The sequence below is a fragment of the Streptomyces sp. CCM_MD2014 genome (assembly GCF_000772045.1).
Classification (GTDB): domain Bacteria; phylum Actinomycetota; class Actinomycetes; order Streptomycetales; family Streptomycetaceae; genus Streptomyces; species Streptomyces salinarius.
This window is the reverse complement of the sequence record NZ_CP009754.1, coordinates 1,366,147-1,390,416: the sequence shown is the minus strand read 5'-3', so window position 1 is coordinate 1,390,416 and position 24,270 is coordinate 1,366,147. Positions and strand designations below refer to the sequence as shown.

Annotated in this window: 27 protein-coding genes; 21 read left to right on the top strand and 6 right to left on the bottom strand. The window is 73.2% G+C overall.

Translation table 11 applies throughout. The features are described from left to right. The 6 genes from NI25_RS06010 (at position 1) to NI25_RS05985 (ending at position 6,584) form a co-directional block, all read left to right on the top strand. Positions 1–726, top strand: coding sequence for a class I SAM-dependent methyltransferase (locus NI25_RS06010; protein ID WP_061441458.1), 726 nt, complete (start codon positions 1–3; stop codon positions 724–726). Between the two features lie 151 nt (positions 727–877). Then, positions 878–1,711 carry a M55 family metallopeptidase gene (locus NI25_RS06005; protein ID WP_061441457.1) on the top strand — a complete coding sequence of 278 codons (834 nt, stop codon included), beginning with the start codon at positions 878–880 and terminating at the stop codon, positions 1,709–1,711. Beyond that, the gene (locus NI25_RS06000) at positions 1,704–3,041 is read left to right on the top strand and encodes a M20/M25/M40 family metallo-hydrolase (protein WP_061441456.1); all 1,338 of its coding nucleotides are present in this window, start codon (positions 1,704–1,706) and stop codon (positions 3,039–3,041) included. Before NI25_RS06005 ends, NI25_RS06000 begins: the two co-directional genes overlap by 8 nt. 49 nt (positions 3,042–3,090) lie before the next feature. Then, positions 3,091–5,058 (top strand): S9 family peptidase, encoded by a 1,968-nt coding sequence (locus NI25_RS05995; RefSeq protein WP_061441455.1) that lies wholly within the window; start codon positions 3,091–3,093, stop codon positions 5,056–5,058. A 5-nt stretch (positions 5,059–5,063) separates the two neighbouring features. Beyond that, positions 5,064–5,987: a S66 peptidase family protein gene (locus NI25_RS05990; protein WP_061446767.1), complete on the top strand. Its 924-nt coding sequence runs from the start codon at positions 5,064–5,066 to the stop codon at positions 5,985–5,987. Between the two features lie 18 nt (positions 5,988–6,005). Continuing rightward, positions 6,006–6,584 carry a GNAT family N-acetyltransferase gene (locus tag NI25_RS05985; protein ID WP_061441454.1) on the top strand — a complete coding sequence of 193 codons (579 nt, stop codon included), beginning with the start codon at positions 6,006–6,008 and terminating at the stop codon, positions 6,582–6,584. On the opposite strand, the gene NI25_RS05980 is transcribed toward NI25_RS05985, so the two are convergent. Further along, complete coding sequence (locus NI25_RS05980) at positions 6,556–6,903, bottom strand: DUF6204 family protein (RefSeq protein WP_061441453.1); 348 nt, start codon at positions 6,901–6,903, stop codon at positions 6,556–6,558. The two genes, NI25_RS05985 and NI25_RS05980, sit on opposite strands and share 29 nt — an antisense overlap. A gap of 171 nt (positions 6,904–7,074) precedes the next feature. Between NI25_RS05980 and NI25_RS05975 the strand changes: the two genes are divergently transcribed. Then, positions 7,075–9,093 carry a DUF5107 domain-containing protein gene (locus NI25_RS05975; RefSeq protein ID WP_061441452.1) on the top strand — a complete coding sequence of 673 codons (2,019 nt, stop codon included), beginning with the start codon at positions 7,075–7,077 and terminating at the stop codon, positions 9,091–9,093. 44 nt (positions 9,094–9,137) lie between these two features. On the opposite strand, the gene NI25_RS05970 is transcribed toward NI25_RS05975, so the two are convergent. Then, on the bottom strand, positions 9,138–9,488 hold the full coding sequence (locus NI25_RS05970; RefSeq protein WP_061441451.1) for a VOC family protein: 351 nt from the start codon (positions 9,486–9,488) through the stop codon (positions 9,138–9,140). An 80-nt stretch (positions 9,489–9,568) separates the two neighbouring features. On the opposite strand from NI25_RS05970, the gene NI25_RS05965 reads away from it, so the two are divergent. Then, positions 9,569–10,102 (top strand): phage holin family protein, encoded by a 534-nt coding sequence (locus tag NI25_RS05965; RefSeq protein WP_061441450.1) that lies wholly within the window; start codon positions 9,569–9,571, stop codon positions 10,100–10,102. 121 nt (positions 10,103–10,223) lie between these two features. Here NI25_RS05965 and NI25_RS05960 read toward each other — a convergent pair whose 3' ends face one another. Continuing rightward, the gene (locus NI25_RS05960) at positions 10,224–11,186 is read right to left on the bottom strand and encodes an LLM class F420-dependent oxidoreductase (RefSeq protein WP_061441449.1); all 963 of its coding nucleotides are present in this window, start codon (positions 11,184–11,186) and stop codon (positions 10,224–10,226) included. A 182-nt stretch (positions 11,187–11,368) separates the two neighbouring features. Here NI25_RS05960 and NI25_RS05955 point away from each other — a divergent pair, with 182 nt between their 5' ends. From NI25_RS05955 to NI25_RS05895, 13 genes are all read left to right on the top strand, one after another. Beyond that, positions 11,369–13,309: an NAD(P)/FAD-dependent oxidoreductase gene (locus tag NI25_RS05955; protein ID WP_061441448.1), complete on the top strand. Its 1,941-nt coding sequence runs from the start codon at positions 11,369–11,371 to the stop codon at positions 13,307–13,309. After that, positions 13,306–15,153: a transketolase gene (locus NI25_RS05950; protein ID WP_061441447.1), complete on the top strand. Its 1,848-nt coding sequence runs from the start codon at positions 13,306–13,308 to the stop codon at positions 15,151–15,153. Before NI25_RS05955 ends, NI25_RS05950 begins: the two co-directional genes overlap by 4 nt. A 59-nt stretch (positions 15,154–15,212) precedes the next feature. Next, positions 15,213–16,127, top strand: a complete 915-nt coding sequence (gene ligD, locus NI25_RS05945; RefSeq protein WP_061446766.1) for a non-homologous end-joining DNA ligase — start codon at positions 15,213–15,215, stop codon at positions 16,125–16,127. A gap of 65 nt (positions 16,128–16,192) precedes the next feature. Continuing rightward, positions 16,193–16,576, top strand: a complete 384-nt coding sequence (locus NI25_RS05940) for a gas vesicle protein (protein ID WP_078884837.1) — start codon at positions 16,193–16,195, stop codon at positions 16,574–16,576. An 80-nt stretch (positions 16,577–16,656) separates the two neighbouring features. Further along, a complete protein-coding gene (locus tag NI25_RS05935) occupies positions 16,657–17,094 on the top strand; it encodes a gas vesicle structural protein GvpA (protein ID WP_061441445.1) in 438 nt (145 codons plus the stop codon). Next, positions 17,091–17,864 carry a GvpL/GvpF family gas vesicle protein gene (locus NI25_RS05930; protein ID WP_061441444.1) on the top strand — a complete coding sequence of 258 codons (774 nt, stop codon included), beginning with the start codon at positions 17,091–17,093 and terminating at the stop codon, positions 17,862–17,864. The genes NI25_RS05935 and NI25_RS05930 overlap by 4 nt, the downstream gene beginning before the upstream one ends. Positions 17,865–17,868: 4 nt before the next feature. Beyond that, complete coding sequence (locus NI25_RS05925; protein ID WP_061441443.1) at positions 17,869–18,132, top strand: gas vesicle protein GvpG; 264 nt, start codon at positions 17,869–17,871, stop codon at positions 18,130–18,132. Next, the gene (locus NI25_RS05920) at positions 18,129–18,749 is read left to right on the top strand and encodes a hypothetical protein (RefSeq protein ID WP_061441442.1); all 621 of its coding nucleotides are present in this window, start codon (positions 18,129–18,131) and stop codon (positions 18,747–18,749) included. The genes NI25_RS05925 and NI25_RS05920 overlap by 4 nt, the downstream gene beginning before the upstream one ends. Then, the gene (locus NI25_RS05915; RefSeq protein ID WP_061441441.1) at positions 18,746–19,885 is read left to right on the top strand and encodes an SRPBCC family protein; all 1,140 of its coding nucleotides are present in this window, start codon (positions 18,746–18,748) and stop codon (positions 19,883–19,885) included. The genes NI25_RS05920 and NI25_RS05915 overlap by 4 nt, the downstream gene beginning before the upstream one ends. After that, positions 19,882–20,208 carry a gas vesicle protein gene (locus NI25_RS05910; protein WP_061441440.1) on the top strand — a complete coding sequence of 109 codons (327 nt, stop codon included), beginning with the start codon at positions 19,882–19,884 and terminating at the stop codon, positions 20,206–20,208. The genes NI25_RS05915 and NI25_RS05910 overlap by 4 nt, the downstream gene beginning before the upstream one ends. Next, on the top strand, positions 20,205–20,999 hold the full coding sequence (locus NI25_RS05905; RefSeq protein ID WP_061441439.1) for a GvpL/GvpF family gas vesicle protein: 795 nt from the start codon (positions 20,205–20,207) through the stop codon (positions 20,997–20,999). The genes NI25_RS05910 and NI25_RS05905 overlap by 4 nt, the downstream gene beginning before the upstream one ends. Then, positions 20,996–21,178 carry a gas vesicle protein gene (locus NI25_RS05900; protein ID WP_003972471.1) on the top strand — a complete coding sequence of 61 codons (183 nt, stop codon included), beginning with the start codon at positions 20,996–20,998 and terminating at the stop codon, positions 21,176–21,178. The genes NI25_RS05905 and NI25_RS05900 overlap by 4 nt, the downstream gene beginning before the upstream one ends. Before the next feature lies 1 nt (position 21,179). Continuing rightward, a complete protein-coding gene (locus tag NI25_RS05895) occupies positions 21,180–21,494 on the top strand; it encodes a gas vesicle protein K (RefSeq protein ID WP_061441438.1) in 315 nt (104 codons plus the stop codon). A 79-nt stretch (positions 21,495–21,573) separates the two neighbouring features. On the opposite strand, the gene NI25_RS05890 is transcribed toward NI25_RS05895, so the two are convergent. The 3 genes from NI25_RS05890 to NI25_RS05880 form a co-directional block, all read right to left on the bottom strand. Further along, complete coding sequence (locus NI25_RS05890; protein ID WP_061441437.1) at positions 21,574–21,744, bottom strand: hypothetical protein; 171 nt, start codon at positions 21,742–21,744, stop codon at positions 21,574–21,576. Between the two features lie 54 nt (positions 21,745–21,798). Continuing rightward, the gene (locus tag NI25_RS05885) at positions 21,799–22,620 is read right to left on the bottom strand and encodes a class I SAM-dependent methyltransferase (protein ID WP_061441436.1); all 822 of its coding nucleotides are present in this window, start codon (positions 22,618–22,620) and stop codon (positions 21,799–21,801) included. 89 nt (positions 22,621–22,709) lie between these two features. Further along, entirely contained in the window at positions 22,710–24,215 is a 1,506-nt protein-coding gene (locus NI25_RS05880) for a bifunctional phosphatase PAP2/diacylglycerol kinase family protein (protein WP_061441435.1), read from the bottom strand. Positions 24,216–24,270: the final 55 nt, after the last annotated feature.

The following is a 24,270-nucleotide window of genomic DNA, read 5'->3' as shown; positions in this document are numbered from 1 at the left end:
ATGAGCGTGACGAGTCGGTACCGGGCCGCCTGGGAGGGCTTCTGGAGCGAGGCCTCCGAGGACCGCGGGGCGGTGTTCTGGGACGCGGAACCGCCCCTGACCGCCGGTCGCCACCTGGCCCACTTCGAGCCGCACCTGACCGACCCGGGCCTGCCCCTGATAGACCTGGGCTGCGGCAACGGCACCCAGACCCGCCACCTCGCCGAACGTTTCCCGCACGTCGTCGGCGCCGACCTCTCCGAGGCGGCCCTCGAGCACGCCCGCCGTGCGGACCCGGCCGGGACGGCCGCGTACCGGCGGCTGGACGCCGCCGACAAGGCCGAGGCGGAGGCCCTGCACGCGGAGCTGGGCGACGCCAACGTCTACGTCCGCGGCGTCCTGCACCAGTGCGAGCCCGACGACCGTCAGCCCCTGGCCGACGCCGTCGCCGCGCTCCTGGGCGCCCGCGGCCGTGCCTTCCTGGTGGAGCCCTCCCAGGCGGCCAGGACCGTCCTGATGGGCCTGGCGCGGGGCCCCGCCGGGCCGCCGGCGAAACTCGCCCCCGTCCTCCGCCACGGGCTGACTCCCGGCGCCGTCCCCGACGAGGCGGTGCCCGAGTACCTCCGCGCGGCCGGCCTCACCGTCCTGGCGAGCGGCGAACTCCCGTTGCTCACCACCGAGTACACGCCGGACGGCACCCGCATCGAGCTGCCGTCGACGTGGGTGGTGGCGGGCCGGCGTGCGTGAGGTGCGCCGTTTCCTCGCGTTTGTACGACCGCACCGATTCCGGAGAAAGCGCTGATCGTAGGCCGTACGAGGTCAGTTTGGCGGTCTAGACCACCGGTGGTTGTCCACAGCTCTGGCCGAGGCGGCCGGGCAGCGCGTACGGTTTCGAGCCATGAAGATCCTCATCAGCGCCGACATGGAAGGCGCCACCGGTGTCACCTGGCCGGCCGACGTGCTGCCGGGCACGCCGCAGTGGGAGCGGTGCCGGTCGATGTTCACCTCGGACGTGAACGCGGCCGTGCTGGGCTTCTTCGACGGCGGCGCCGACGAGGTGCTGGTCAACGAGGCGCACTGGTCCATGCGCAACCTCCTCCTGGAGCGGCTCGACGAGCGCACGGAGATGCTCACCGGGCGGCACAAGGCGCTTTCCATGGTGGAGGGCGTCCAGCACGGGGACGTGGACGGCATCGCGTTCGTGGGATACCACGCGGGCGCCGGAATGGAGGGCGTCCTCGCGCACACCTACCTCGCCAACCAGCTCACCGGCGTCTGGCTCAACGACATACGAGCCAGCGAGGGTCTGCTCAACGCACACGTGGTCGCCGAGTACGGCGTGCCCGTGGTGCTGGTCACCGGGGACGACGTCGCCTGCGAGGACGCGCTCGGCTACGCGCCGGAGGCGCGGAAGGTCGCGGTCAAGGACCATGTGTCGCGGTACGCGGCCGTGTGCCGCACGCCGGCCAGGACCGCCGCCGACATCCGGGCCGCGGCCAAGGACGCGGCGACGCTCGCGGTGCGCCACGAACCGGTGACCGGAGGGCCGTTCACCCTCGCCCTCGAGTTCGACGCCGAGCACCTCGCGGCGGCCGCGACCGTCGTGCCCGGGGTGGCGCAGGTCGGGGAGCGCAAGGTGGCGTACACCCACGACACGATGTTCGAGGCGATCCGGACGTTCAAGGCGGTCACCACGATCGTCTCGGCGGCGGTGGAGGAGCAGTATGGCTGAGCACACGGGCCCCGACCCGGCCCCGGAAACGGGCGAGCAGGCGCTGGACGAGGTAGTCCGGTTCACCTCCGAACTGATCCGTATCGACACCACCAACAGGGGCGGCGGCGACTGCCGGGAGCGGCCGGCCGCCGAGTACGCCGCCGCGCGGCTCTCCGAGGCCGGGATCGAGCCCGCGCTCCTGGAGCGGACCGAGGGCCGCACCAACGTCGTCGCCCGCATCGAGGGCACCGACCCGTCGGCCGACGCGCTGCTGGTCCACGGTCATCTGGACGTGGTGCCCGCCGAGGCCGCCGACTGGAGCGTGCACCCCTTCTCCGGGGAGATCCGCGACGGCGTGGTGTGGGGGCGCGGCGCGGTCGACATGAAGAACATGGACGCGATGATCCTCGCGGTGGTCCGCGACTGGGCCCGTCAGGGAGTGCGGCCCCGGCGGGACGTGGTCATCGCGTTCACCGCGGACGAGGAGGCCAGCGCCGAGGACGGTTCAGGCTTCCTCGCCGACCGGCACGCCGCCCTGTTCGAGGGGTGCACCGAAGGCGTCAGCGAGTCCGGTGCGTTCACCTTCCACGACGGGTCCGGACGGCAGTTCTACCCCATCGCCGCCGGTGAGCGCGGTACGGGCTGGCTCAAGCTCACCGCCCGCGGACGCGCCGGTCACGGGTCCAAGGTCAACCGGGAGAACGCGGTCACCCGGCTCGCCGCCGCGATCACCCGCATCGGCGAACACGAGTGGCCGCTGCGCCTGACCCCCACCGTGCGCGCCGCCCTGACCGAGATCGCCGCCGTCTACGGCATCGAGACCGACCTGAGCGACGTCGACGCGCTGCTGGACAAGCTCGGCCCGGCCGCCAAGCTGGTCGAGGCAACCGTCCGAAACAGCGCCAACCCGACCATGCTGGACGCCGGGTACAAGGTCAACGTCATCCCCGCAGAAGCCGTCGCCCACGTCGACGGACGGTTCCTGTACGGGGGCGAGGACGAGTTCCGCGACACCCTGGACCGGCTCACCGGGCCCGGCGTGGACTGGGAGTTCGCCCACCGCGAGGTGGCGCTCCAGGCGCCGGTCGACTCGCCGACGTACGCCCGGATGCGCGCGGCGGTGCGGGAGTTCGCACCCGAGGGGCACGTCGTGCCGTACTGCATGTCCGGGGGCACGGACGCCAAGCAGTTCTCGCGGCTCGGCATCACCGGTTACGGGTTCGCCCCGCTCAAGCTGCCCGAGGGCTTCGACTACCAGGCCCTCTTCCACGGCGTGGACGAACGGGTCCCCGTCGAGGCGCTGCACTTCGGCGTGCGCGTCCTGGACCGCTTCCTGCGCACGGCCTAGAGCCCCCGGGGCCCGGCACCCGACCGAACGAGCAGTTGTTGGAGGAGAAGTGGGGGAGTCAGTGTCGACTCTTTCGTACGGATCGTGGCCCTCACCCGTCGACGCGGCCCTCGCCGCCGCGCACGACGGGCGGCCCGACGACGTCGCCTTCGTCGGCGACGAGGTGTGGTGGACCGCGCCCCGGCCCACCGAGGGCGGACGCCGCACCCTGGTGCGGCGGCACCCCGACGGCACCGAGGAGCCGGTCCTGCCCGCGCCGTGGAACGTGCGCAGCCGCGTCATCGAGTACGGCGGCCGGCCCTGGGGCGCCGTCCAGACCGACTCCGGCCCGCTCGTGGTCTTCGTGAACTTCGCCGACCAGCGGCTGTACGCCTTCACCCCGGGCGGCGGCGAACCCCGCCCCCTGACACCGCTGTCCACGGTGGGCGGCGGACTGCGCTGGATCGAACCGGACCCGTACCCCGAGCGTGGCGAAGTGTGGTGCGTCCTGGAGGAGTTCACCGGCGAGGGCCCCACCGACCTGCGCCGCGTGCCCGTGGCGGTGCCGCTGGACGGCTCGGCGGCCGGCGACCGCGGCGCCGTCCGCGAACTCGCCCCCGAGCGGCACCGTTTCGTCACCGGGCCCCGCCTGTCGCCCGACGGGCACCGCGCCGCCTGGCTCGCCTGGGACCACCCGCGCATGCCCTGGGACGGCACCGAGCTGATCGTCGCCGAGGTCGGCCCGGAGGGCACGTTCCAGGACGCCCGGACCCTCGCGGGCGGCCCCGAGGAGTCGGTCGCCCAGGCCGACTGGGCACCGGACGGCACCCTGCTCCACGTCTCCGACCGCACCGGCTGGTGGAACCTCTACCGCGACGGGCAGCCCCTGTGCGCCCGCGAGGAGGAGTTCGGCGGGCCGCTGTGGAAGCTAGGGCAGCGCTGGTTCGCGCCGCTGGACAGCGGCCTGATCGCGGTCCTGCACGGCCGGGGCGCCGCCGTCCTCGGCATACTCGACCCCGAGACCGGCGAGGTCGTCGACGCGGCGGGCCCCTGGACCGAGTTCGCGCCCGCTCTCGCCGCGCACGGCGAGCGGGTCGTCGCCGTCGGCGCCAGTGCGCACAGCGGCTTCGAGGTCGTCGAACTGGACGCCCGCACCGGCCGCGCCCGCGTGATCGGGGCGCCCCACGAGGACGCCACCGACCCCGCCTACTACCCGCAGCCGCAGATCCGCACCTTCCAGGGCCCGGACGGACGCGAGATCCACGCCCACCTCTACCCGCCGCACAACCCCGGCTGCCGGGCCCCGGACGGCGAACTTCCGCCGTACGTCATCTGGGCGCACGGCGGCCCCACCAGCCGCGCCCCGCTCGTTCTCGACCTGGAGATCGCCTACTTCACCTCCCGGGGCATCGGCGTCGCCGAGGTCAATTACGGAGGCTCGAGCGGACACGGCCGGGAGTACCGCAACCGGCTGCGCGAGCAGTGGGGAGTCGTCGACGTCGAGGACTGCGCGGCCGTCGCCGTCGCCCTCGCCGAGGAGGGCACCGCGGACCCGGAGCGGCTCGCCGTGCGCGGCGGCAGCGCGGGAGGCTGGACCTCCGCCGCGTCGCTGGCCGGCACCGACGTCTACGCCTGCGGCACGATCCTCTACCCGATCCTCGACCTCACCGGGTGGGGCACCGGGGAGACCCACGACTTCGAGTCGCAGTACCTGGAGAGCCTGATCGGTCCGTACGCCGAGGTCCCCGACCGCTACACCGAGAGGTCGCCCGCCCAGCACGCCGAGAGCGTCACCGCCCCGTTCCTGCTGCTCCAGGGACTCGACGACGTGATCTGCCCGCCCGTGCAGTGCGAGCGGTTCCTGGAACGCATGGCGGGCCGAGGGGTGCCGCACGCCTACCTCACCTTCGAGGGAGAGGGGCACGGATTCCGCCGGGCCGAGACGATGGTCCGCGCCCTGGAGGCCGAACTCTCGCTGTACGCGCAGACCTTCGGGCTGACCCCGCCCGGTGTCCCGACCCTGGAGCTGTCCCGGTGAGCCAGGTGAGAGAGCTGGTCCGGCCGGCGCGGCTCGCCCCCGGAGCCCGGGTGGCCGTCGTCGCACCCAGCGGGCCCGTGCCCGAGGAGCGGATCCAGGCGGGCCTGGACGTGCTCCGCGGCTGGGACCTCGACCCGGTCGTGGCGCCGCACGTCCTGGACCGGCACGGCACCTTCGACTACCTCGCGGGCCCCGACGCCGACCGGGCCGCCGACCTCCAGGCCGCCTGGTGCGACCCGTCCGTGGACGCGGTGCTCTGCGCCCGCGGCGGGTACGGCGCACAGCGCATGGCCGACCTGCTCGACTGGGAGGCGATGCGCGCGGCCGGGCCGAAGGTGTTCGTCGGATTCAGCGACATCACCGTGCTGCACGAGGCGTTCGCCGCCCGCCTCGGCCTGGCCACCCTGCACGGACCGATGGCGGCGGCGGCGGACTTCATCAAGAACGCGCGGGCGCAGGAACACCTGAGGGCCACCCTGTTCGCCCCGGAGACGGTCCGCGTGATCGCCTCCGACGGCACACCCCTGGTGCCGGGCCGGGCCCGCGGCGTCACCCTCGGCGGCTGCCTCGCTCTGCTCGCCGCCGAACTGGGCACCCCGCACGCCCGTCCCTCCGCGCGCGGCGGCCTGCTGTGCCTGGAGGACGTGGGAGAGGAGACCTACCGCGTCGACCGCTACCTCACGCAGTTGCTGCGGGCCGGCTGGCTCGACGGGGTCGCCGGCGTGCTGCTCGGTTCCTGGGAGGAGTGCGACCCCTACGAGCGGCTGCGGCCCCTGCTGGCCGACCGGCTCGGCGGCCTCGGCGTGCCGGTCGCCGAAGGGTTCGGTTTCGGGCACTGCGAGGGGGCGCTGACCGTCCCGTTCGGCATACCGGCGGAACTCGACGCGGACGCGGGCACCTTGACCCTGGACCGGCCGGCGCTGCGCTGACCGTCGTAGGCTGACCCCATGCCGCACACCCCGTCCCGTCACCTCGCCGAGGGCCCGCGCGTGGGCATCCGGCACTTCACCTACGAGGACGGTGCCGAGTTCACCGCCCGGGCCCGGGAGAGCAAGGACCTGCACCACCCCTGGCTCTTCCCGCCGGACACCATCCAGGCGTACGAGGCCTACGCGGGCCGGCTGATCGAGGACCGCACCAAGGCCGGGTTCCTGGTCTGCGAGAAGGACCCGGACCCGGCCTGCGGGGACGCCCCCGGCAGCACCATCGCCGGGTTCGTGAACATCAACAACATCGTCGAGGGAGGATTCCTCAGCGGCGCGCTCGGCTACGGCGCCTTCGCGCACGCGGCGGGCCGCGGGCTGATGCGCGAAGGGCTGGACCTGGTGGTGCGGTACGCGTTCGGGCCGATGCGGCTGCACCGGCTGGAGATCAACGTCCAGCCGGGCAACGCCGCCTCGATCGCGCTGGCCCGCTCCTGCGGCTTCCACCTGGAGGGCTTCTCGCCGAGGATGCTCTACCTCGACGGCGCCTGGCGCGACCACCAGCGCTGGGCGATCACCGCCGAGACCGTGACTTCCGGTTGACCTTCATCGTGTCCAGGTCCGTCACCGTGGACCGCAGGTCGCGGAATCCGTAGCCGAGACCGCGCAGCGCGCCCTCCGCCCGGTCCTCCGCGATCGCCCCCGCCATCTCCTCGCCGTCCGCCGCGTCCGACACCACCACGTAACGCATCGAGAAGTGCTTCAGCGGAGCGGGCTCGTACGACAGCGACCCCTCCTCCGTGAACCGCATGCTCGCCATCCCGTGCTCGCCCGCCTCGGCGAGCAACCGGGTCCGGGCGTCCTCGGTCAGACCGTCCCAGGTGCCCCGGACGATCACCCGGTAGGTGTGCTGCTCACTCACGTGCCGCTCTCTTCCGTCGTCTCGGCCCCGGCCTTCGCGGGCGCGCCGACCGCACGAGCCTATGTCCCCGCCCCCACCGCGCCCCAGCGGATTAAACGTGAGCCACATCGCCCCGGCCCGGCCGGCGGAACCCCTGTTCACCGGGGCGGCGAGCGGCTTCCATGGGGAGGCGTGACGACGATCCGACGTGAGGTACTGACCCTGTCCGCCGCGCCGCTGGGCCCGGACAACCCCCTGCCGCCGCTGCGCCCCCTGGACGAGGCCCACCGCATCGACGACCGGGACCGGGCGGACCTGCCGCGCGACATGGCCCGCCAGATCGACTACGAGCCACTGCGCAGCCTGCTGCCCGTCCAGGTCCGGGACGGCTACGGACGCGGACGCGAACCGCGCGGGCTGGACGCCCTCGTCATCGAGAACGACCGGCTGCGGGCCACCGTCCTGCCGGCCCTCGGCGGCCGCATCGCCTCCCTGCGCCACAAGCCGAGCGACCGCGAGCTCCTCTACGTCAACCCCGTCCTCCAGCCCGCCAACTTCGCCCTCAACGGCGCCTGGTTCTCCGGCGGCATCGAGTGGAACATCGGAGCCACCGGTCACACCACCCTGTCCTGCTCACCCGTGCACGCCGCCCGCGTCCCCGCCCCCGACGGCGGCGAAATGCTGCGTCTGTGGGAGTGGGAGCGGCTGCGCGACCTGGCCTTCCAGGTCGACCTGTGGCTGCCGGACGGCTCGGACTTCCTCTACGTCGGAGCCCGGATCCGCAACCCGCACGAGCACCCGGTGCCCACCTACTGGTGGTCCAACATCGCCGTCCCCGAGGACCGCCGCGTCCTCGCCCCCGCCGACGAGGCCTGGCACTTCGGCTACGAGCGACGGCTGCGCCGCGTGCCCGTCCCGGAGTACGACGGCGTCGACCGGACGTACCCGCCGAACAGCAGGTACGCCGCCGACTACTTCTACGAGGTGCCGGACGACCGGCGGCGCTGGATCGCCGCCCTCGACGAGCACGGTCACGGACTGGTGCAGACCTCGACCGACGTGCTGCGCGGCCGCAAGCTGTTCGTGTGGGGCACCGGGCCCGGCGGACGGCGCTGGCAGGAGTGGCTCACCGAGCCCGGCACCGGCGGTTACTGCGAGATCCAGGCCGGACTCGTCCGCACCCAGCTCGAACACGTCAAACTGGAGGCGGAGAGCGAAATCGCCTGGCTGGAGGCGTACGGACCGCTCGACGCCCCGCCCGAGGGCGACTGGCACAGCGTCCTGAGCGGGGCCGAGGACCGGCTCGAGGCCGTCCTGCCGCGGGCCGACGTCGACGCCGCGTACGACGCCTGGCGGCCGCACGCCGACGCGCAGCCGGGCGAGCGTCTGGCCACCGGGTCGGGCTGGGGCGCCCTCGAAGTACTGCGGGCCGGCTGGAAACTGCCCGGCACACCGTTCGACGAGGACACCCTCGGTGAGCAGCAGCGGCCCTGGCTGCACCTCCTGCGCGCCGGTTCGCTGCCCGAGCCGGCGGACCACGAGCCGCCCGGCGGGACGCTGGTCGCCCGGCCCTGGCGGGACATGCTGGAGACGACGGCCGCCACACCCCTGGCCGAGTACCACCTCGGCGTCGCCCAGTGGCACGGCGACGACCGCGCACAGGCGGTACGCAGCTGGGAACGCGGCCTCCAGAGCCTCCAGAGTGCCGAAAGCGCCCAGGGTCCCCGGAGCGACCGGGGCCCGGGGGCCGCCGCCGACCGCTGGCCGTTGCTGCGCTGCCTCGCCGTCGCCGACCAGGAGGACGGCCACCGCGAGCGCGCCGCCGACCGTTACGCGGAGGCCTTCGCCGACCTCTGCGCACGCCGGCCCGACGGGCCGCAGGACGCGGACGGACGGTGGACGGCCGTCGCGGCCGCGCTCGGCGGCGAGGCGATCGGGGCGCTGCTCTCCGCCGGGCGCACCGCCGACGCCCGTGCCGTGTGGGAGAGGCTGGACCCGGAGACGCGGGCGCGGGGCCGCTTCCGCCTGACCGAGGCGGAGTTGCTGGCCGCCGAGGGCCGGCGGGAGGAGGCGCGGGCCGTCTTCGACGAGGGCTTCGAGGTCGCCGACCTGAGAGAGGGCGCCGAGAGCATAGGCCTGCTGTGGGCCCGTCTGGACGACGCACCGCTCCCGGCCCGCTACGACTTCAGGATGCGGCCGGACCGGGAGTGATCCGGGCACCCGCCCGCCCGTCCGGCCCCGTCCGGTACCCGGGTCTATTTCTGCTGCCGGTCCACGTACTCGTAGATCGTCCCGTCCGGGTGCCGGGCGATCAGGTTGCGGCCGACGGGCGTGGCGACCGGGCCGGCGATGATGTCCGCGCCCAGTGAGGCGAGTACGCGGTGCGTCTCCTCGACGTCCGTCACGGCGATGGTCGCGGCCACCTTGCGCAACACCTCGAGTTGGGATTCGGGCCCGCTCATCAGCAGGAAGCAGCCGACCGCGGCGACGTGGACCCCGCCGCGTTCGAAGCGGAGGGCTTCGCCCCCGGCCAGTTGCTCGTAGAAGGGGATCGCCTTGTCCAGGTCGTCGACGTAGATGCGCAGTGTGGCTCCCAGAATGTCCATGAGGAGGAGCCTAGTTGCGTCCGCCGGCCGGCCACCGCCGGTCCGGCCATGGAAGCCGGGTCCGCGGGTACCCGCAACACATGGACCGCATGGATCACTTGGAACACCTGGACAGGCAACTGGTCGACGAGCTGGCGCAGGTGGCACGCGAGACCGTGCGCGACGAACTGCGCGAACAGACCCGCAGGCAGCGCCGCAAGGCCGCGCTGTACGCCGCGTCCGGCACCGCCGCCCTGTACGCGGGCGCCGCCGTCGCGCTGGCCGTGGGACTGGCACTCGCCGCCGTACTGCCGGGCTGGGCCGCGGCGTTGATCACGGCCGTGCTCCTGGGCGTCGTGGCGTACTTGCTGCGCGGCGCGGCCCGGCCGCACGCCTCCGGGCCGGACTCCGCGCACGGCGCCGGTCACGAGCACGTCGTCGGCGGCGGCGCACCCGGCGGACCGCCGAGCGGCCTAGGCGCTGTGCCGTACCCGCCGATGCCCCCCGTCGCTCCCGGCGGCGCGGGCGCGGCGACCGGCGCCCCGGGCGCGGGCACGCCCGCACCCGGCGGCACCGGACCGGCGGCCCCGCGTCAGGACGACATCGACCCCGAGGCCGGGCGCGAGCGCGGCTGACCGGCCGCGGACGGGGTGCGCCCCGCACGGATGCTTCCGTGCGGGGCGCCTTCTCGTGCCGGGCCGGTGAGGTGCCTGCCGTGCCGCGGTCAGGCGCTCTGCCGTGCCTGTCGTGCCGCGGTCAGGTGCTCTGCTGGAGCTGCGGCAGCACCTTGGTGCGGTACAGGTCGAAGAAGCCGCGCAGATCCGGGCCGATCTGGTTGACGTAGACCCGGTCGAAGCCGGCGTCGGCGAACTGCTTCAGCTCCGCCACGTGCTCGTCCACGTCGGCGCCGCACACCCGGTTGTCGCGGACCATGTCCTCGGTGACCAGGGTCTGCGCCTGCTCGAAGTGTTTCGGCGAGGGCAGTACCTGGCCCAGCTCGCCGGGCAGCTGCTCGTTGGCCCACAGCCGGTGAACCGTGCGCACGGCCGCGTCCTTGTCGGTGTCGTAGCAGACCTTGGTGCCGCCGCTGACCAGGTGGCCGCCGCCCCCGCCCTTGCGGTACTGCTCCACCATCGAGGCGTCCGGCATCATCGTGATGTAGCCGTCCCCGACCCGGGCCGCCAGCTTCGTGGCCGAGGGACCGAACCCCGAGATGTCGATCGGCACCGGCTCGTCCGGCACCGTGTACAGGCGGGCGTTCTCCACCGTGTAGTGGGTGCCGTGGTGGTTGACCTCCTCCCCGGTGAGCAGCCGGCGGATGATCAGGATGGCCTCCTCCAGCATCTCCAGGCGTACGTGTGCGGCAGGCCAGGCGTCGCCGAAGATGTGCTCGTTCAGCGCCTCGCCGGTGCCGACGCCCAGCCGGAACCGGCCGTCGGTCATCACCGCGCTGGTCGCCGCGGCCTGCGCCACCACCGCCGGGTGGATGCGCACCGTCGGGCAGGTCACCGCCGTCTCGATCGGCAGGGACACGGCGTCGGACAACGCGCCGATCACCGACCACACGAACGGACTCTGGCCCTGTTCGCCGTTCCAGGGGTGGTAGTGGTCGGAGATCCACAGTGCCTGGAAACCGGCCTGCTCGGCCATTCGGGCCTGCTCGATGAGCTCAGCGGGACCGTACTGTTCGCACGAGAGGAAATAGCCGTACTCGGGCATGAGGGGGTGCCTCCGGACAGGGAGCGGGTGGGTCCGGGGCCGGGTACCCGGGCACCGGGCCGGAAACCGGTGGCACGGCGGCCTCCTCGCCGGTGGGGTGCGGCCGCCCCGGGGACGTTTGGGCGCCCTGGCCAAGGGGACGCGGAAGGCTCACGAGGTACGCGACAGCCCGGAGGCGAACCGTGAGCCGACCCCGCATCGTGATCGTCGGTGCCGGCTTCGCCGGGTACCGGACGGCCCGCACCCTGTCCCGGCTCACCCGGCACCAGGCCGACATCACCCTGCTCAACCCGACCGACTACTTCCTGTACCTGCCCCTGCTGCCCCAGGTCGCCGCCGGAATCCTGGAACCGCGCCGGGTCAGCGTGTCCCTGTCGGGCACGCTGCCGCACGTACGGCTGGTGCTCGGTGAGGCCGACGGCATCGACCTCGACGGGCGCACCGTGCACTACACCGGCCCGGAGGGCGAGGAGGGCACCCTGTCCTACGACCGGCTGGTGCTCGCCGCGGGCAGCGTCAACAAGCTGCTGCCCATCCCCGGCGTCGCCGAGCACGCCCACGGCTTCCGCGGGCTGCCGGAGGCGCTCTACCTGCGCGACCACGTGACCCGGCAGGTGGAGCTGGCCGCGGCGGCAGACGACCGGGCGGAGTGCGCCGCACGGTGCACGTTCGTCGTGGTCGGCGCGGGCTACACCGGCACCGAGGTCGCCGCGCACGGTGCGATGTACACCGACGCGCAGGTCCGCAAGCACCCGATGCGCACCGGCATGCGGCCGCGCTGGATGCTGCTCGACGTGGCGCCCCGGGTCATGCCGGAGATGGACGAACGGCTCTCCCGCACCGCCGAGCGGGTCCTGCGGCAGCGGGGTGTCGACGTGCGCATGGGGACCTCCGTGAAGGAGGCCACGCACGACGGGGTCGTACTGACCGACGGGACCACCGTCGACACCCGCACACTCGTGTGGTGCGTGGGCGTACGGCCCGACCCGCTGGTGGAGTCCCTGGGGCTGCCCATGGAACGCGGCCGGCTGCTCGTCGACCCCCACCTCCAGGTGCCGGGCCGGCCCGAGCTGTTCGCCTGCGGTGACGTGGCCGCCGTGCCCGACCTGAACCAGCCGGGCCAGTACACGCCGATGACCGCCCAGCACGCCTGGCGGCACGGCAAGGTCTGCGCCCACAACGTCGTCGCGTCGTTCGGCCGCGGGCAGCGGCGGGCCTACCGCCACCGTGACATGGGGTTCGTCGTGGACCTCGGCGGCGCCAAGGCCGCCGCCAACCCGCTCGGCGTGCCGATGTCCGGCCCGGCGGCGGGCGCGGTCACCCGCGGCTACCACCTGGCGGCGATGCCGGGCAACCGCGTGCGGGTCGCCGCCGACTGGCTGCTCGACGCGGTGCTGCCCCGGCAGGCCGTGCAGCTCGGTCTCGTACGGTCCTGGTCCGTGCCGTTGGAATCGTCGTCGCCCGAGGTCGCGCGGGTACCCGGGCGACCGGAGGGGGCGGGGATGACCACGACGCCCGGCACGCAGCGGTCGGACACCGGGCCGGGGGGCGCGCAGGCCGGCGGCACAGCGAACGCCGGGGCGGCGAAGAACCAGTCGGCCAGCGATCCCGCACGGTCCCGCCCGGACAGTGATCCCGCACGGTCCCGCCCGGGCGGCGAGCCCGCACGGTCCCGCCCGGGCGGGGAACCGGCCAGGAACCAGCCCGGCGGCGAGCCCGCCAAGAACCAGCCCGGCGGCGAGCCCGCCAAGAACCAGCCCGGCGGCGAGGGCGCCAGGAATCAGCCCGGCGGGGAACCGGCCAGGAACCAGCCGCACGGTGAGCGTGCGAAGAAGGGGCCGTCCGGCTCGCCCCGCGCTTCCGGCAAGCCACGCCGTGCCGTGGAAGCCGCCGGACCCCGCCCCGCCCGGGGAGGCTCCGGAAGGCCGGGAAAGGCCCCGCGGGCGGCCGGTGAGGGCTCCGCCGGCAAACGCCCCACCGCCCCGTCCGGACCGAGCCGGTCCGCGGGGCCGCCCACCGACCCCGGTCCCGAACCGCCGGCGAACCAGCCGCCCCCGGGACCCGACATCGCCCCCGGCCCGGTCAAGCGCACCGACGGCCGCGCCGCGGAAGGAGACTCATGAACACCGGTGAACTCGTCGATCTCGGACAGCAGTTGCGCGTCGACAGCGTACGGGCGTCCGCCGCCGCGGGGTCCGGGCACCCGACGTCGTCGATGTCCGCCGCGGACCTGATGGCCGTACTGCTGGCCAACCACCTCCGCTACGACTTCGGGCGCCCCGCCCACCCCGGCAACGACCGCTTCGTGCTTTCCAAGGGACACGCCTCGCCCCTGCTCTACTCCGCCTTCAAGGCGGCCGGCGCCATCGACGACGAGGAACTGCTCACCTTCCGCAAGCTGGGCAGCCGCCTGGAGGGGCACCCCACGCCGCAGCGGCTGCCGTGGGTCGAGACGGCCACCGGGTCGCTCGGGCAGGGACTGCCCGTGGGCGTCGGCATCGCGCTGTCCGGCAAGCGGCTCGACCACACCGACTACCGCGTGTGGGTCCTGTGCGGCGACAGCGAGATGGCCGAGGGATCGGTGTGGGAGGCCGCCGAGCACGCCGGGCACGAGCACCTCGACAACCTCACCGTGATCGTCGACGTCAACCGGCTCGGCCAGCGCGGCCCCACCCGGCACGGCCACGACCTCGACGCGTACGCGCGCCGCTTCCGGGCCTTCGAGTGGCACACCATCGAGATCGACGGCCACGACGTCGACGCCATCGACCGCGCCTACGGCGAGGCCCTGTCCACCAAGGGCCAGCCCACCGCGATCATCGCCCGCACCCTCAAGGGCAAGGGCGTCAAGGCCGTGGAGGACCGCGAGGGGCAGCACGGCAAGCCGCTGCCCGAGGCCGAGGAGGCCGTCGCCGAACTCGGCGGCCCCCGCGACCTCACGGTGCGGGTGCACGCGCCCGAGGACGCCCGGGCCCTCCATTCGACGGGCACCGGACGGACCGAGCTGCCCCGCTACGACAAGGGTGACGAGATCGCCACCCGCAACGCGTTCGGCGAGGCGCTCGCGGCCGTGGGCACCGCGCGCGGCGACGTCGTCGCCCTCGACGGCGAGGTCGGCGACTCCACCCGGGCCGAGTTCTTCGCCAAGGAACACCCCGAGCGCTACTTCGAGTGCTACATCGCCGAGCAGCAGATGGTCGCCGCCGCCGTGGGGATGGCGGCGCGCGGCTGGGTGCCGTTCGCCACCACGTTCGCCGCGTTCCTGACCCGCGCCTACGATTTCGTGCGCATGGCCTCGATCAGCGGCTCCGGCATCAACCTCGTCGGCTCCCACGCGGGCGTCGCCATCGGCCAGGACGGACCCAGCCAGATGGGTCTGGAGGACCTCGCGATGATGCGGGCCGTCCACGGCTCGACCGTGCTGTACCCGTGCGACGCCAACCAGACCGCTCGCCTGGTCGCCGAGATGGCCGGCCTGGAGGGCATCCGGTACCTGCGCACCTCGCGCGGCGAGAGCAAGGTGGTCTACGGACCCGACGAGGAGTTCCCCGTCGGCGGCAGCAAGGTGCTGCGCTCCTCCGACCGTGACCGGCTCACCGTCGTCGCGGCCGGCGTGACCGTGCACGAGGCGCTCGCCGCGGCCGACGCCCTCGAACGGGACGGCATCCCGGTCCGGGTGATCGACCTGTACTCCGTCAAGCCCGTGGACCGGGCCACCCTGCGCGCCGCCGCCGAGGAGACCGGCTGCCTGGTGACCGTGGAGGACCACCGCCGCGAGGGCGGCATCGGCGACGCCGTCCTGGACGCGTTCACGGACGGGCGGCCCGTGCCCCGGCTGGTGCGGCTCGCGGTCACGACGATGCCGGGCTCCGCGTCCCCGGCGGAGGAACTGCACGCCGCGGGGATCGACGCCGAGTCCATCGAGGCGGCCGCCCGGATGCTCGTGGAGCAGGCGATCGTGCCGTGAGCGGGCGCGGGGGCCAGAACGGCGGCAGCGGCGGTGACGGCGCCCGGACCGCCCGGACCGTGCGGGCCGGGCGCCGCACCGTGGAGGTCCACCGGCCGGACAAGGTGCTGTTCCCGGCCGGTGCGGGCGGCGCCGAGGAGCCGAAGGAGTACACCAAGGGCGATCTCGTCGACTACCACCGGGCCGTCGCCCCGTTCATGCTGCCCCACCTGCGGGGCCGCCCCCTGATGCTGGAGCGGCACCCGGACGGGATCGACGGACCGCGGTTCATGCAGAAGAACACCCCGGAGCACTACCCGGAGTGGATCGAACGCGTCGAGGTCGGCAAGGAGGGCGGCACGGTCTGCCACACCGTCTGCGACGACTCCGCCACCCTCGTCTACCTCGCCGACCAGGCCGCACTCACCCTGCACCGCTGGCTGTCCCGGACCGCGGAGATCGACCGGCCCGACCGCATGGTCTTCGACCTCGACCCGGCCGGAGACGACTTCGAGGCGGTCCGGGAGGCGGCCCGGCTGCTGGCGGAACTGCTCGACGAGCTGAAGCTGCCCTCGGCGCCGATGACCACCGGCTCCCGGGGGCTGCACGTCGTGGTTCCGCTGGACGGCTGCCAGGACTTCGACGACGTACGCGACTTCGCGCGGGCCGTCGCCGACGTCCTGGCAGCCGCCCACCCCGACCGGCTCACCACCGCCGCCCGCAAGAAGGACCGCGGCGACCGGCTCTACCTCGACATCCAGCGCAACGCCTACGCCCAGACCGCGGTCGCCCCCTTCACCGTGCGCGCCCGCCCCGGCGCCCCCGTGGCCACGCCCATCTCCTGGGACCAGCTGGACGACCCCGGTCTGCACGCCCGGCGCTGGACCATCGCGGACGCCGTGGAACAGGCCCGGACCAGGCCCTGGGCCGGGCTCACGGACCGCGCCCGGGCCCTCGGCCCCGCCCGGCGGCGGCTGAACGCCTTGCACGACTGAGCGAGTCGCGCAACTCGGCGAGGTTTGGCGAACACACATGCGGCCACACGGAGGGGGAGGTGGCCATGTCGAACACGAACAGCACATCCGACTCGCAAGACGCACAACAGAGTTCACGAAAGCCACATACATCCCGGAAGACTCCCAAGTCCCAAACGTCGCAGTCGTCACAGGAGCCGCGCCGTCCCAGGCCGATGGAGGTCCTGCGCGAGGCGCGCGCCCAGCTGGCGGAGCTCACGGGGATGACCGCCGAGTCCGTGTCGTCCTTCGAGCAGACGGACGAGGGCTGGGCGCTGGAGGTCGAGGTCCTGGAACTCGAGCGGGTGCCCGACACCATGAGCCTGATGGCGAGCTACCAGGTGGAACTGGACGCCGACGGGCAGCTCACGGGCTACCGGCGCGTACGGCGCTACGAGCGCGGCCGGGCCGACGCCCGCGGCAGCCGCTAGACCGGCGCACGGCGTCCGCCCCCACCCAAGCGCATCGCGCATACCACCCACACCACCGACAAGATGGAGGAACAGCAGGCATGACTGTCGTACCGGCACAACAGACCGGCGGCGGAGGCGGCAGCAGCGGCCTCTACGACGTGCTCGAGCTTGTTCTGGACAGGGGGCTCGTCATCGACGCCTTCGTGCGCGTGTCCCTGGTCGGCATCGAGATCCTGAAGATCGACGTCCGTGTCGTCGTCGCCAGCGTGGACACCTATCTGCGCTTCGCCGAGGCGTGCAACCGGCTCGACCTGGAGGCCGGACCGCGCAAGGACCCGGGGCTGCCCGACCTGGTCGGCGAGATGACCGAGTCCGGCGCCCGCGGCAAGTCCAAGGGGGCGCTGTCCGGCGCCGCCGAGACCATCTCCGACGCGTTCAAGCAGGCCCGTGACGAGGGCGGCTCCGAGCGCGAGACCTCGTCGCGACCGCGCGCCCGCAAGGCCGCGCCCCCGCGCCGGAAGGAGGAGCAGGAGTGAGTACGTACGTCTACGGCATCACCGCCGCCACGCATCCCTCGCTCCCCGAGGGCACGGGCGGCGTCGGTGACCCGCCGCGCGAGGTGCGGATCCTCAAGGAGGGCGGCCTGGCGGCCGTCGTCAGCGACGCACCCGAGGGACTGCGCCCCAAGCGCAGGGAACTGCTCGCCCACCAGAACGTGCTCAGCGAGGTCGGCGCGGACGGCTGCGTGCTGCCCATGCGCTTCGGCAGCATCGCCCCGGACGACAAGGCGGTCACCGGGGTGCTCGCCGAGCGCGCCGAACACTACGCGGAGCGCCTGGGAGCGCTGGACGGCCGGGTCGAGTACAACGTCAAGGCCACCCACGTCGAAGAGGCCGTGCTGCACCACGTGATGGCCCAGAACCCCGAGATCCGCGCCCTCGCGGAGTCCAACCGGCAGGCGGGCGGCGGAACGTACGAGACGAAGATCCGGCTCGGCGAGATGGTCGCGGCCGCGGTCAAGGACAAGGAGGCCGAGGATGCCACCACGCTGGAGCGCGCCCTGGAACCGGCCGCCGACGCCGTGAGCGTGGGCCCCGAGTCCACCGGCTGGCTGGCCAACGTCTCGTTCCTGGTCAAGCGGGAGGCGGCCGACGACTTCCTGGAGGCCGTCGAGCGGGCCCGCGGCGACATGCCGCACCTGGAGGTCCGCCTGAACGGTCCGCTCCCGCCGTACAGCTTCGTCGAGCCCGGCCCGGCCGAGCCCGCGGGGACCGCGGCCGGCGGGGCGGACGCCGGAGCGGGGTGACGACATGGGGCTGATCTCGGAAGTCCTGCTGCTGCCGTTCGCACCGGTGCGCGGCAGCGGCTGGGCCATCAGACAGGTACTGAGCGAGGCGGAGCGAATCTACTACGACCCCGCCACCGTACGAGCCGAACTTGCCCGCCTGGAGGAGCAGTTGGAGGCCGGGGAGATCACCGAGGAGGAGTTCGACCGACAGGAGGACGAGCTTCTGGACCGGCTGGAGATCGCTACGCGCACGAGCGCGGGATTGGGCAACGGGACGGCACCATGAACCGAACGGGACTGGGCCTCGCGATAGGGGCCGGTTATCTGCTGGGACGTACCAAGAAGCTGAAACTCGCGGTCGCCGTGGGCACCATGGTGGCCGGCAAGAAGATGAACCTGACCCCGAAGGGCATCGCCGAACTGGTCTCCGGACAACTGCAGAACAACCCGCAGTTCAAGGAGATCGGGGACCAGCTGCGCACGGATCTGCGGGGCGTGGGCAAGGCGGCCTCGGGCGCCCTGGTCGAGCGGCGGCTGGACGCGCTGGCCGACCGGCTGCACGGGCGCACCGCCGAGGTGCGCGACCAGCTCTCCGGCGGGGCGTCCCAGGCAGCCGGCGTCGGATCCGACGACTCCCGCGACTCCGAGGACTCGGAGGACTCGGAGTACGAGGAGCGTGAGGAGCGCGACGAGCGCGGGGAACGGCGCGCACCGCGGCGCGAGCGGCCGGCCAGGAAGGCTCCGCCCGAAGCGCGCAAGACCGCCAAGAAGACGCCCGCGAAGAAGGCCGCGGCCAAGGCGCCCGCGAGGAAGGCGGCGGCGAAGCGGGCCCAGCCCGCGAAGAAGGCGGCCGCCAAGAAGACGTCCGGTGCCCGCCAGCCGAAGGGCGGTGGTGAGCGATGAGCGACACCCTCGGATCCGCGGCCTCCAAGGCGGGAGACGCCGCGAAGAAGAACCCGCTGGCCGACGTCGCGCAGAGCGAGGCGGCCGACCGCCTGAAGGCGGAGGTGCAGGACTACCTCGCCGCCCAGGCCACCCGGCTGCTGACCGGCCTCGGCACCAAGCTCGGCGAGACCACCGGCAAGCTCAACGACATCGCCGAGGGCAACAGTCCAGGCTTCGCCAAGCTCGCCCTCGACGGCGGACGCAAGCTCGCCGAGGGCAAGAGTCCGATGCGGGCGGCCTTCGAGGTCGGCGCCGGCAAGGTGAAGGACAACGTGGTCGGCGCCTTCAAGAACCTCACCGGCGGCAAGGGCGGGAAGAAGGGCGGGGGCGGCCAGAAGCCGACGGTCATCATCGAGTACGTCGACGTCGGCGTGCCGCTGCGCACCGCCTACGACCAGTGGACCCAGTACCAGGACTTCAGCACCTTCGCCAAGGGCGTCAAGAGCGCGAACCGCGCCGACGACACGACCTCCGACTGGCAGCTGAAGGTCTTTTGGTCCAACCGCAGCTGGAAGGCGACGACCACCGAGCAGGTGCCCGACGACCGGATCTCCTGGACGTCCGAGGGCGCCAAGGGCTCCACCAAGGGCGTCGTCAGCTTCCACGAGCTCGCCCCCAGCCTGACCCGCGTGGTCCTGGTCATCGAGTACTACCCGAGCGGCCTGTTCGAGAAGACCGGCAACATCTGGCGCGCCCAGGGCCGCCGGGCCCGGCTCGACCTGAAGAACTACGTCCGTCACATCACCTTCAAGGGCGAGGCCGACGACGGCTGGCGCGGCGAGATCCGCGACGGTGAGGTCGTCCGCAGCCACGAGGACGCCGTCGCGGAGGAGGAAGAGCAGCAGGGCCGGGAGCAGGAACCGGAGCAGGAGTCCGAGGGCGAGGCGGAGGCCGAGTACGACGAGGAGCCCGAGGGCGAGTACGAGGAAGAGCCCGAGGGCGAGTACGAGGAGGAGCCGGAAGAGGCCGACGCCGAGTACGAGGAGGAGCCCGAGGGCGAGTACGAGGAGCCCCCGGCGGACAAGGAAGCCGGGGAGGACGAGTACGCGTCCCGTGAGGAGTACGAGGACGCCGAGGGCGGGAGCCGTCGATGACCACCCCCAGCCGGCTGCCCGATCCCTACGGCCAGGGACAGAGCGCCAACCTCGCCGACATCCTGGAGCGGGTGCTCGACAAGGGAGTCGTGATCGCGGGCGACATCAAGATCAACCTGCTCGACATCGAGTTGCTGACGATCAAGCTCCGGCTCGTCGTCGCCTCCGTGGACAAGGCCAAGGAGATGGGCATCGACTGGTGGGAGAGCGATCCCGCCCTGTCCTCGCGCGCCCGGCACGACGAGCTCGCCCGGGAGAACGCGGCGCTGCGCGAACGCCTGCGTGAGCTGGACCCGGGCCGCGTACCGAGGGAGGCGCCGTGACCGGACTGCGCTACGTCTACGCCGTCTGCCGCCCCTTCGACGCGGCCCTGCAGACCCAGCTCACGGGCGTCGCGGGCGACCCGCCCCGGCTGCTGCCGCACGGCGACCTGGTCGCCGTCGTCAGCCATGTGCCCGAGGCCGACTTCAGCGAGGAGGCGCTGCGCGCCCACCTGGAGGACCTGGACTGGCTGACCGCCACCGCCCGCGCCCACCAGCAGGTCGTCGACGCGCTCACCGCCGTCACCACCCCGCTGCCGCTCCGGCTGGCCACCGTCTTCCGGGACGACAGCGGCGTACGCGTGATGCTGGAGGAGCGCGAGGCGGCCTTCCGGCGCACGCTCGACCGGCTGGACGGCCGGGTGGAGTGGGGCGTGAAGGTGTACGTCGAGACGGAGAAGACCGAGCAGGCGGGGGCCAGTCGGCCGGCCGCACCGGCCCCGCCCGCGCCGAAGCCCGTCTCGGGCCGGGACTACCTGCGGCAGCGGCGCCGGCAGTCCCGGGCGAACGAGGACCTGTGGAGCAGGGCCGAGGAGTTCGCCACGGGTCTGCACACGACGCTGTCCGGCCGGGCCGACGACGCGCGGCTGCACGCACCGCAGAATCCGCGCCTTTCCGGGGCGGCCGGTCGGAACGTCCTCAACGCCGCCTATCTGGTGCGCCGCGACGCATCCGAGGAATTCGTGGAAATGGTGGACCGCACGAAGGACGACGTGCCAGGAATGCGCGTGGAACTCACCGGTCCCTGGGCGGCCTATTCCTTCGCCGGAGAGAATGCGGGGGAGGGATCATGACCGTCGTGGAGCGCCGTGAGATCGCCCTCGTGGACCTGCTCGACCGGCTGCTGGCCGGCGGAGTCGTCATCACCGGCGACGTCACGCTGCGCATCGCGGACGTCGACCTGGTCCGCATCGACCTGAACGCGCTGATCAGCTCGGTCAACCGCAACGTCCCCTCACCGTTCGGGGACTGACATGACCGAACACACCGGGCGTCCGGAACCGGCCGAGCCTCGCCCGCGCCGCCTCGACCTCGACCCCGACACGGTCGAGCGCGACCTGATGAAGCTGGTGCTGACGGTCGTCGAGCTGCTGCGCCAGCTCATGGAACGCCAGGCGCTGCGCCGCGTCGACGAGGGCGACCTGAGCGAGGACCAGGAGGAGCGGATCGGGCTCACCCTGATGCTCCTCGACGACCGCATGACCGAACTGCGCGACCGCTACGGACTGCGGCCCGAGGACCTGAACCTGGACCTCGGGCCGCTGGGACCGCTGCTGCCCCGGGAGTGAGCGTCACTCCCGGGGCAGCAGCCTCGTCACCGGTCGTTCGTCACCGGCCGTCCATCACCGGCCGTGCGTCACCGGTCGTTCACCACCGGTACCAGCGGCTCCTGCCGCCACCGGCCTTCGTCCCGCGGGCCAGGAAACCGATCAGCCACAGGACCAGAACCGCCAGAGCGATCCACCAGAGAACCTTCACCGCGAACCCGACACCGAAAAGGACGATCGCGAGAAGCAGTACGAGCAGAAGCGGAACCATAGTTTATAACCTCCTGCCGTACTGGTTTCCCGAAATCCACCGAACAGGCGTCGGTCAGGCTTCCTTTCGGCACAGAATTTCTCCGTGCAGGACGCTGAACCAGCTCTCCGGCCGCTTTCCCCACTCCCGCCAGGCCGCCGAGACGGCCCGCAACTGTTCCGGCGTCGCGTGACCGCCCTCGGTGGCGCGTTCCGCGTACGCCGACGCCAGGGTGCGGTCCGCCCACAGGCCGCTCCACCACTCCCGCTCCCGAGGTGTGGCGAAGGTCCAGGTGGCCGAGGTCGCCGTGATGTCGGTGAACCCCGCCTCCAGGGCCCAGGCCTTCAGCCGGCGCCCGGCCTCCGGCTCGCCCCCGTTGGCGCGGGCCACCCGGCGGTACAGGTCCAGCCATTCGTCCATGCCCGGGGACGCGGGGTACCAGGTCATGGCGCCGTAGTCGGAGTCGCGGACGGCGATGATCCCGTTCGGCTTCGCGACCCTCTTCATCTCCCGCAGCGCCTGCACCGGGTCGCCCACGTGCTGGAGCACCTGGTGGGCGTGGACCACGCAGAAGGTGTCGTCCGGGTAGTCCAGCGCGTGCACGTCGGCGACCGCGAAGTCGGTGTTGGCCAGCCCGCGCCCGGCGGCCGTGGCCCGGGCCCTCTCCACGATCTCCGGAGCCCGGTCCACACCGGTGACGTGGCCGTCCGGCACCAGTTCCGCCAGGTCGGCGGTGATGGTGCCGGGTCCGCAGCCGATGTCCAGGATCCGCATGTGCGGCCGCAGCGACCCCAGCAGGTAGGCGGCGGAGTTCTCGGCGGTGCGCCAGGTGTGCGAGCGGAGCACGGACTCGTGGTGCCCGTGCGTGTAGACGGCGGTCTCATGCGGCTTCGGCATGGTGGATCCCCTCTCACGGCAGTGCGCTCACGGTACGCCGGACAGCCGCATAGTGAGATCCCCGTATTGCGATATGGACTGACGGAGCGTCAGGAGAGCAGCCCGCCGCCGGGCAGCGGCCGGTACACCGTGAGCGCCTCGGGCAGCTTCTCCAGCGTCAGATCGCCCTCGGTCTCGGTCAGCTCGCCGTCGTACGCCATCAGCGTGCCCGGCGCGACCCCCGACAGGCGCAGCCGGGGTACCTGCACCGCGGCGTGGGCGGGGGAGCGGGTCAGCGGTCCCGCGAGGGCCGCGGAGAGCAGCCGCAGGGCGGGCCGGCGGCCCCCGTGCACCACCCGCACGTCCAACTGGCCGTCCGCCAGGTCGAGCCGGCGTCCCGAGGCCAGCCCCCGGCGGTGGTACGTGCCGTTGCCCGCGAACAGCATCCACAGCGGACGCCTGCGGCCCCGCACCTCGGCCTCCAGCGGGTGCCGGTCGGCGCGCAGCACCCGTACGGCCGCGAGCACCCCGGCCGGCCAGCCGCCGATCCGGGACGACCAGCGCTCCCGCTCGTTCACCAGCTCCGGGTACACACCGAGGCTGAAGGTGTTCAGGAACACGCCGCGCCGCCCGCCGGAGGCGAACCGGCCCACGTCCACCCGCACACCCTCGCCCCGCTCCAGCGCGCCGCACAGATCCCGTACGTCCTCGATGCCCAGGTCGTAGGCGAAGTGGTTGAGCGTGCCGCCGGGCAGGACGGCGAGGGGCAGCCCGTGCCGGAGCGCGATCTCGGCCGCGGCGTTCACGGTGCCGTCGCCGCCGCACACACCGAGCGCCCGGGCGTGCCCGGCCGCCTTCTCCAGCTCGGCCCGGACGTCCCCCGGCTCGCACTCCACGACCTCGGCGTCGGGCAGCGCGTCGCACAGCGCCCGCACCCTCTCCGAGGTGCCCGAGCCGACGTTGGCGACCATGACGAGCCCCTCGCCGCCGGGCAGCGCGGGCACCTCGGCGCGCGGCCGGGCCGGCGGCACGTGCTGGGCCCGCGTCGGCACCATCCCCCGTACGGCGAACGCGGCACCCGCCCCGAGCGCCGCGCCGGCCAGCACGTCGCTCGGGAAGTGGACGCCGGTGTAGACCCGGGACAGGGCGACCGCGGCCGCCACCGGGGCCACCGCCGCCCCCCACGCCGGGGACTCCAGTGCGACGCCGGTCGCGAAGGCGGCGGCCGACGCGGCGTGCCCGGACGGGAACGACGTCGTGATCGGCTGCCGCTTCAACTGCCGCACCAGCGGGACCGGGTCGAGGACCGGCCGGGGCCGGCGCACCGAGCGCTTCCCGAGGGTGTTGATCGTCAGCGAGGCCAGACCCAGCGAGGCGAGGCCCCGGGCGGCGGCCCGCCGGGCCCTCGGGGTGCGGGTCGCGGCCAGCGCGGCGCCCGCCGCGAACCACAGCACTCCGTGGTTGGCGCTCCGGCTCAACCGGGGCAGCAGGGGGTCCGCGCCGGGCCAGGTACGGGCGGCGACGGCCTCGAACAGCCGCTGGTCCAGCCGCAGGAAGCCGGTGCGCAGGGGGTGCGGGCCGGGCGTCGGGGCGGTGAGGTCTACGTCGGGACTCATGGCTCTCCCCTACCCTGCGGACGGCGTTTCCTGCCGTGGCGCTCCCCACGTGCCG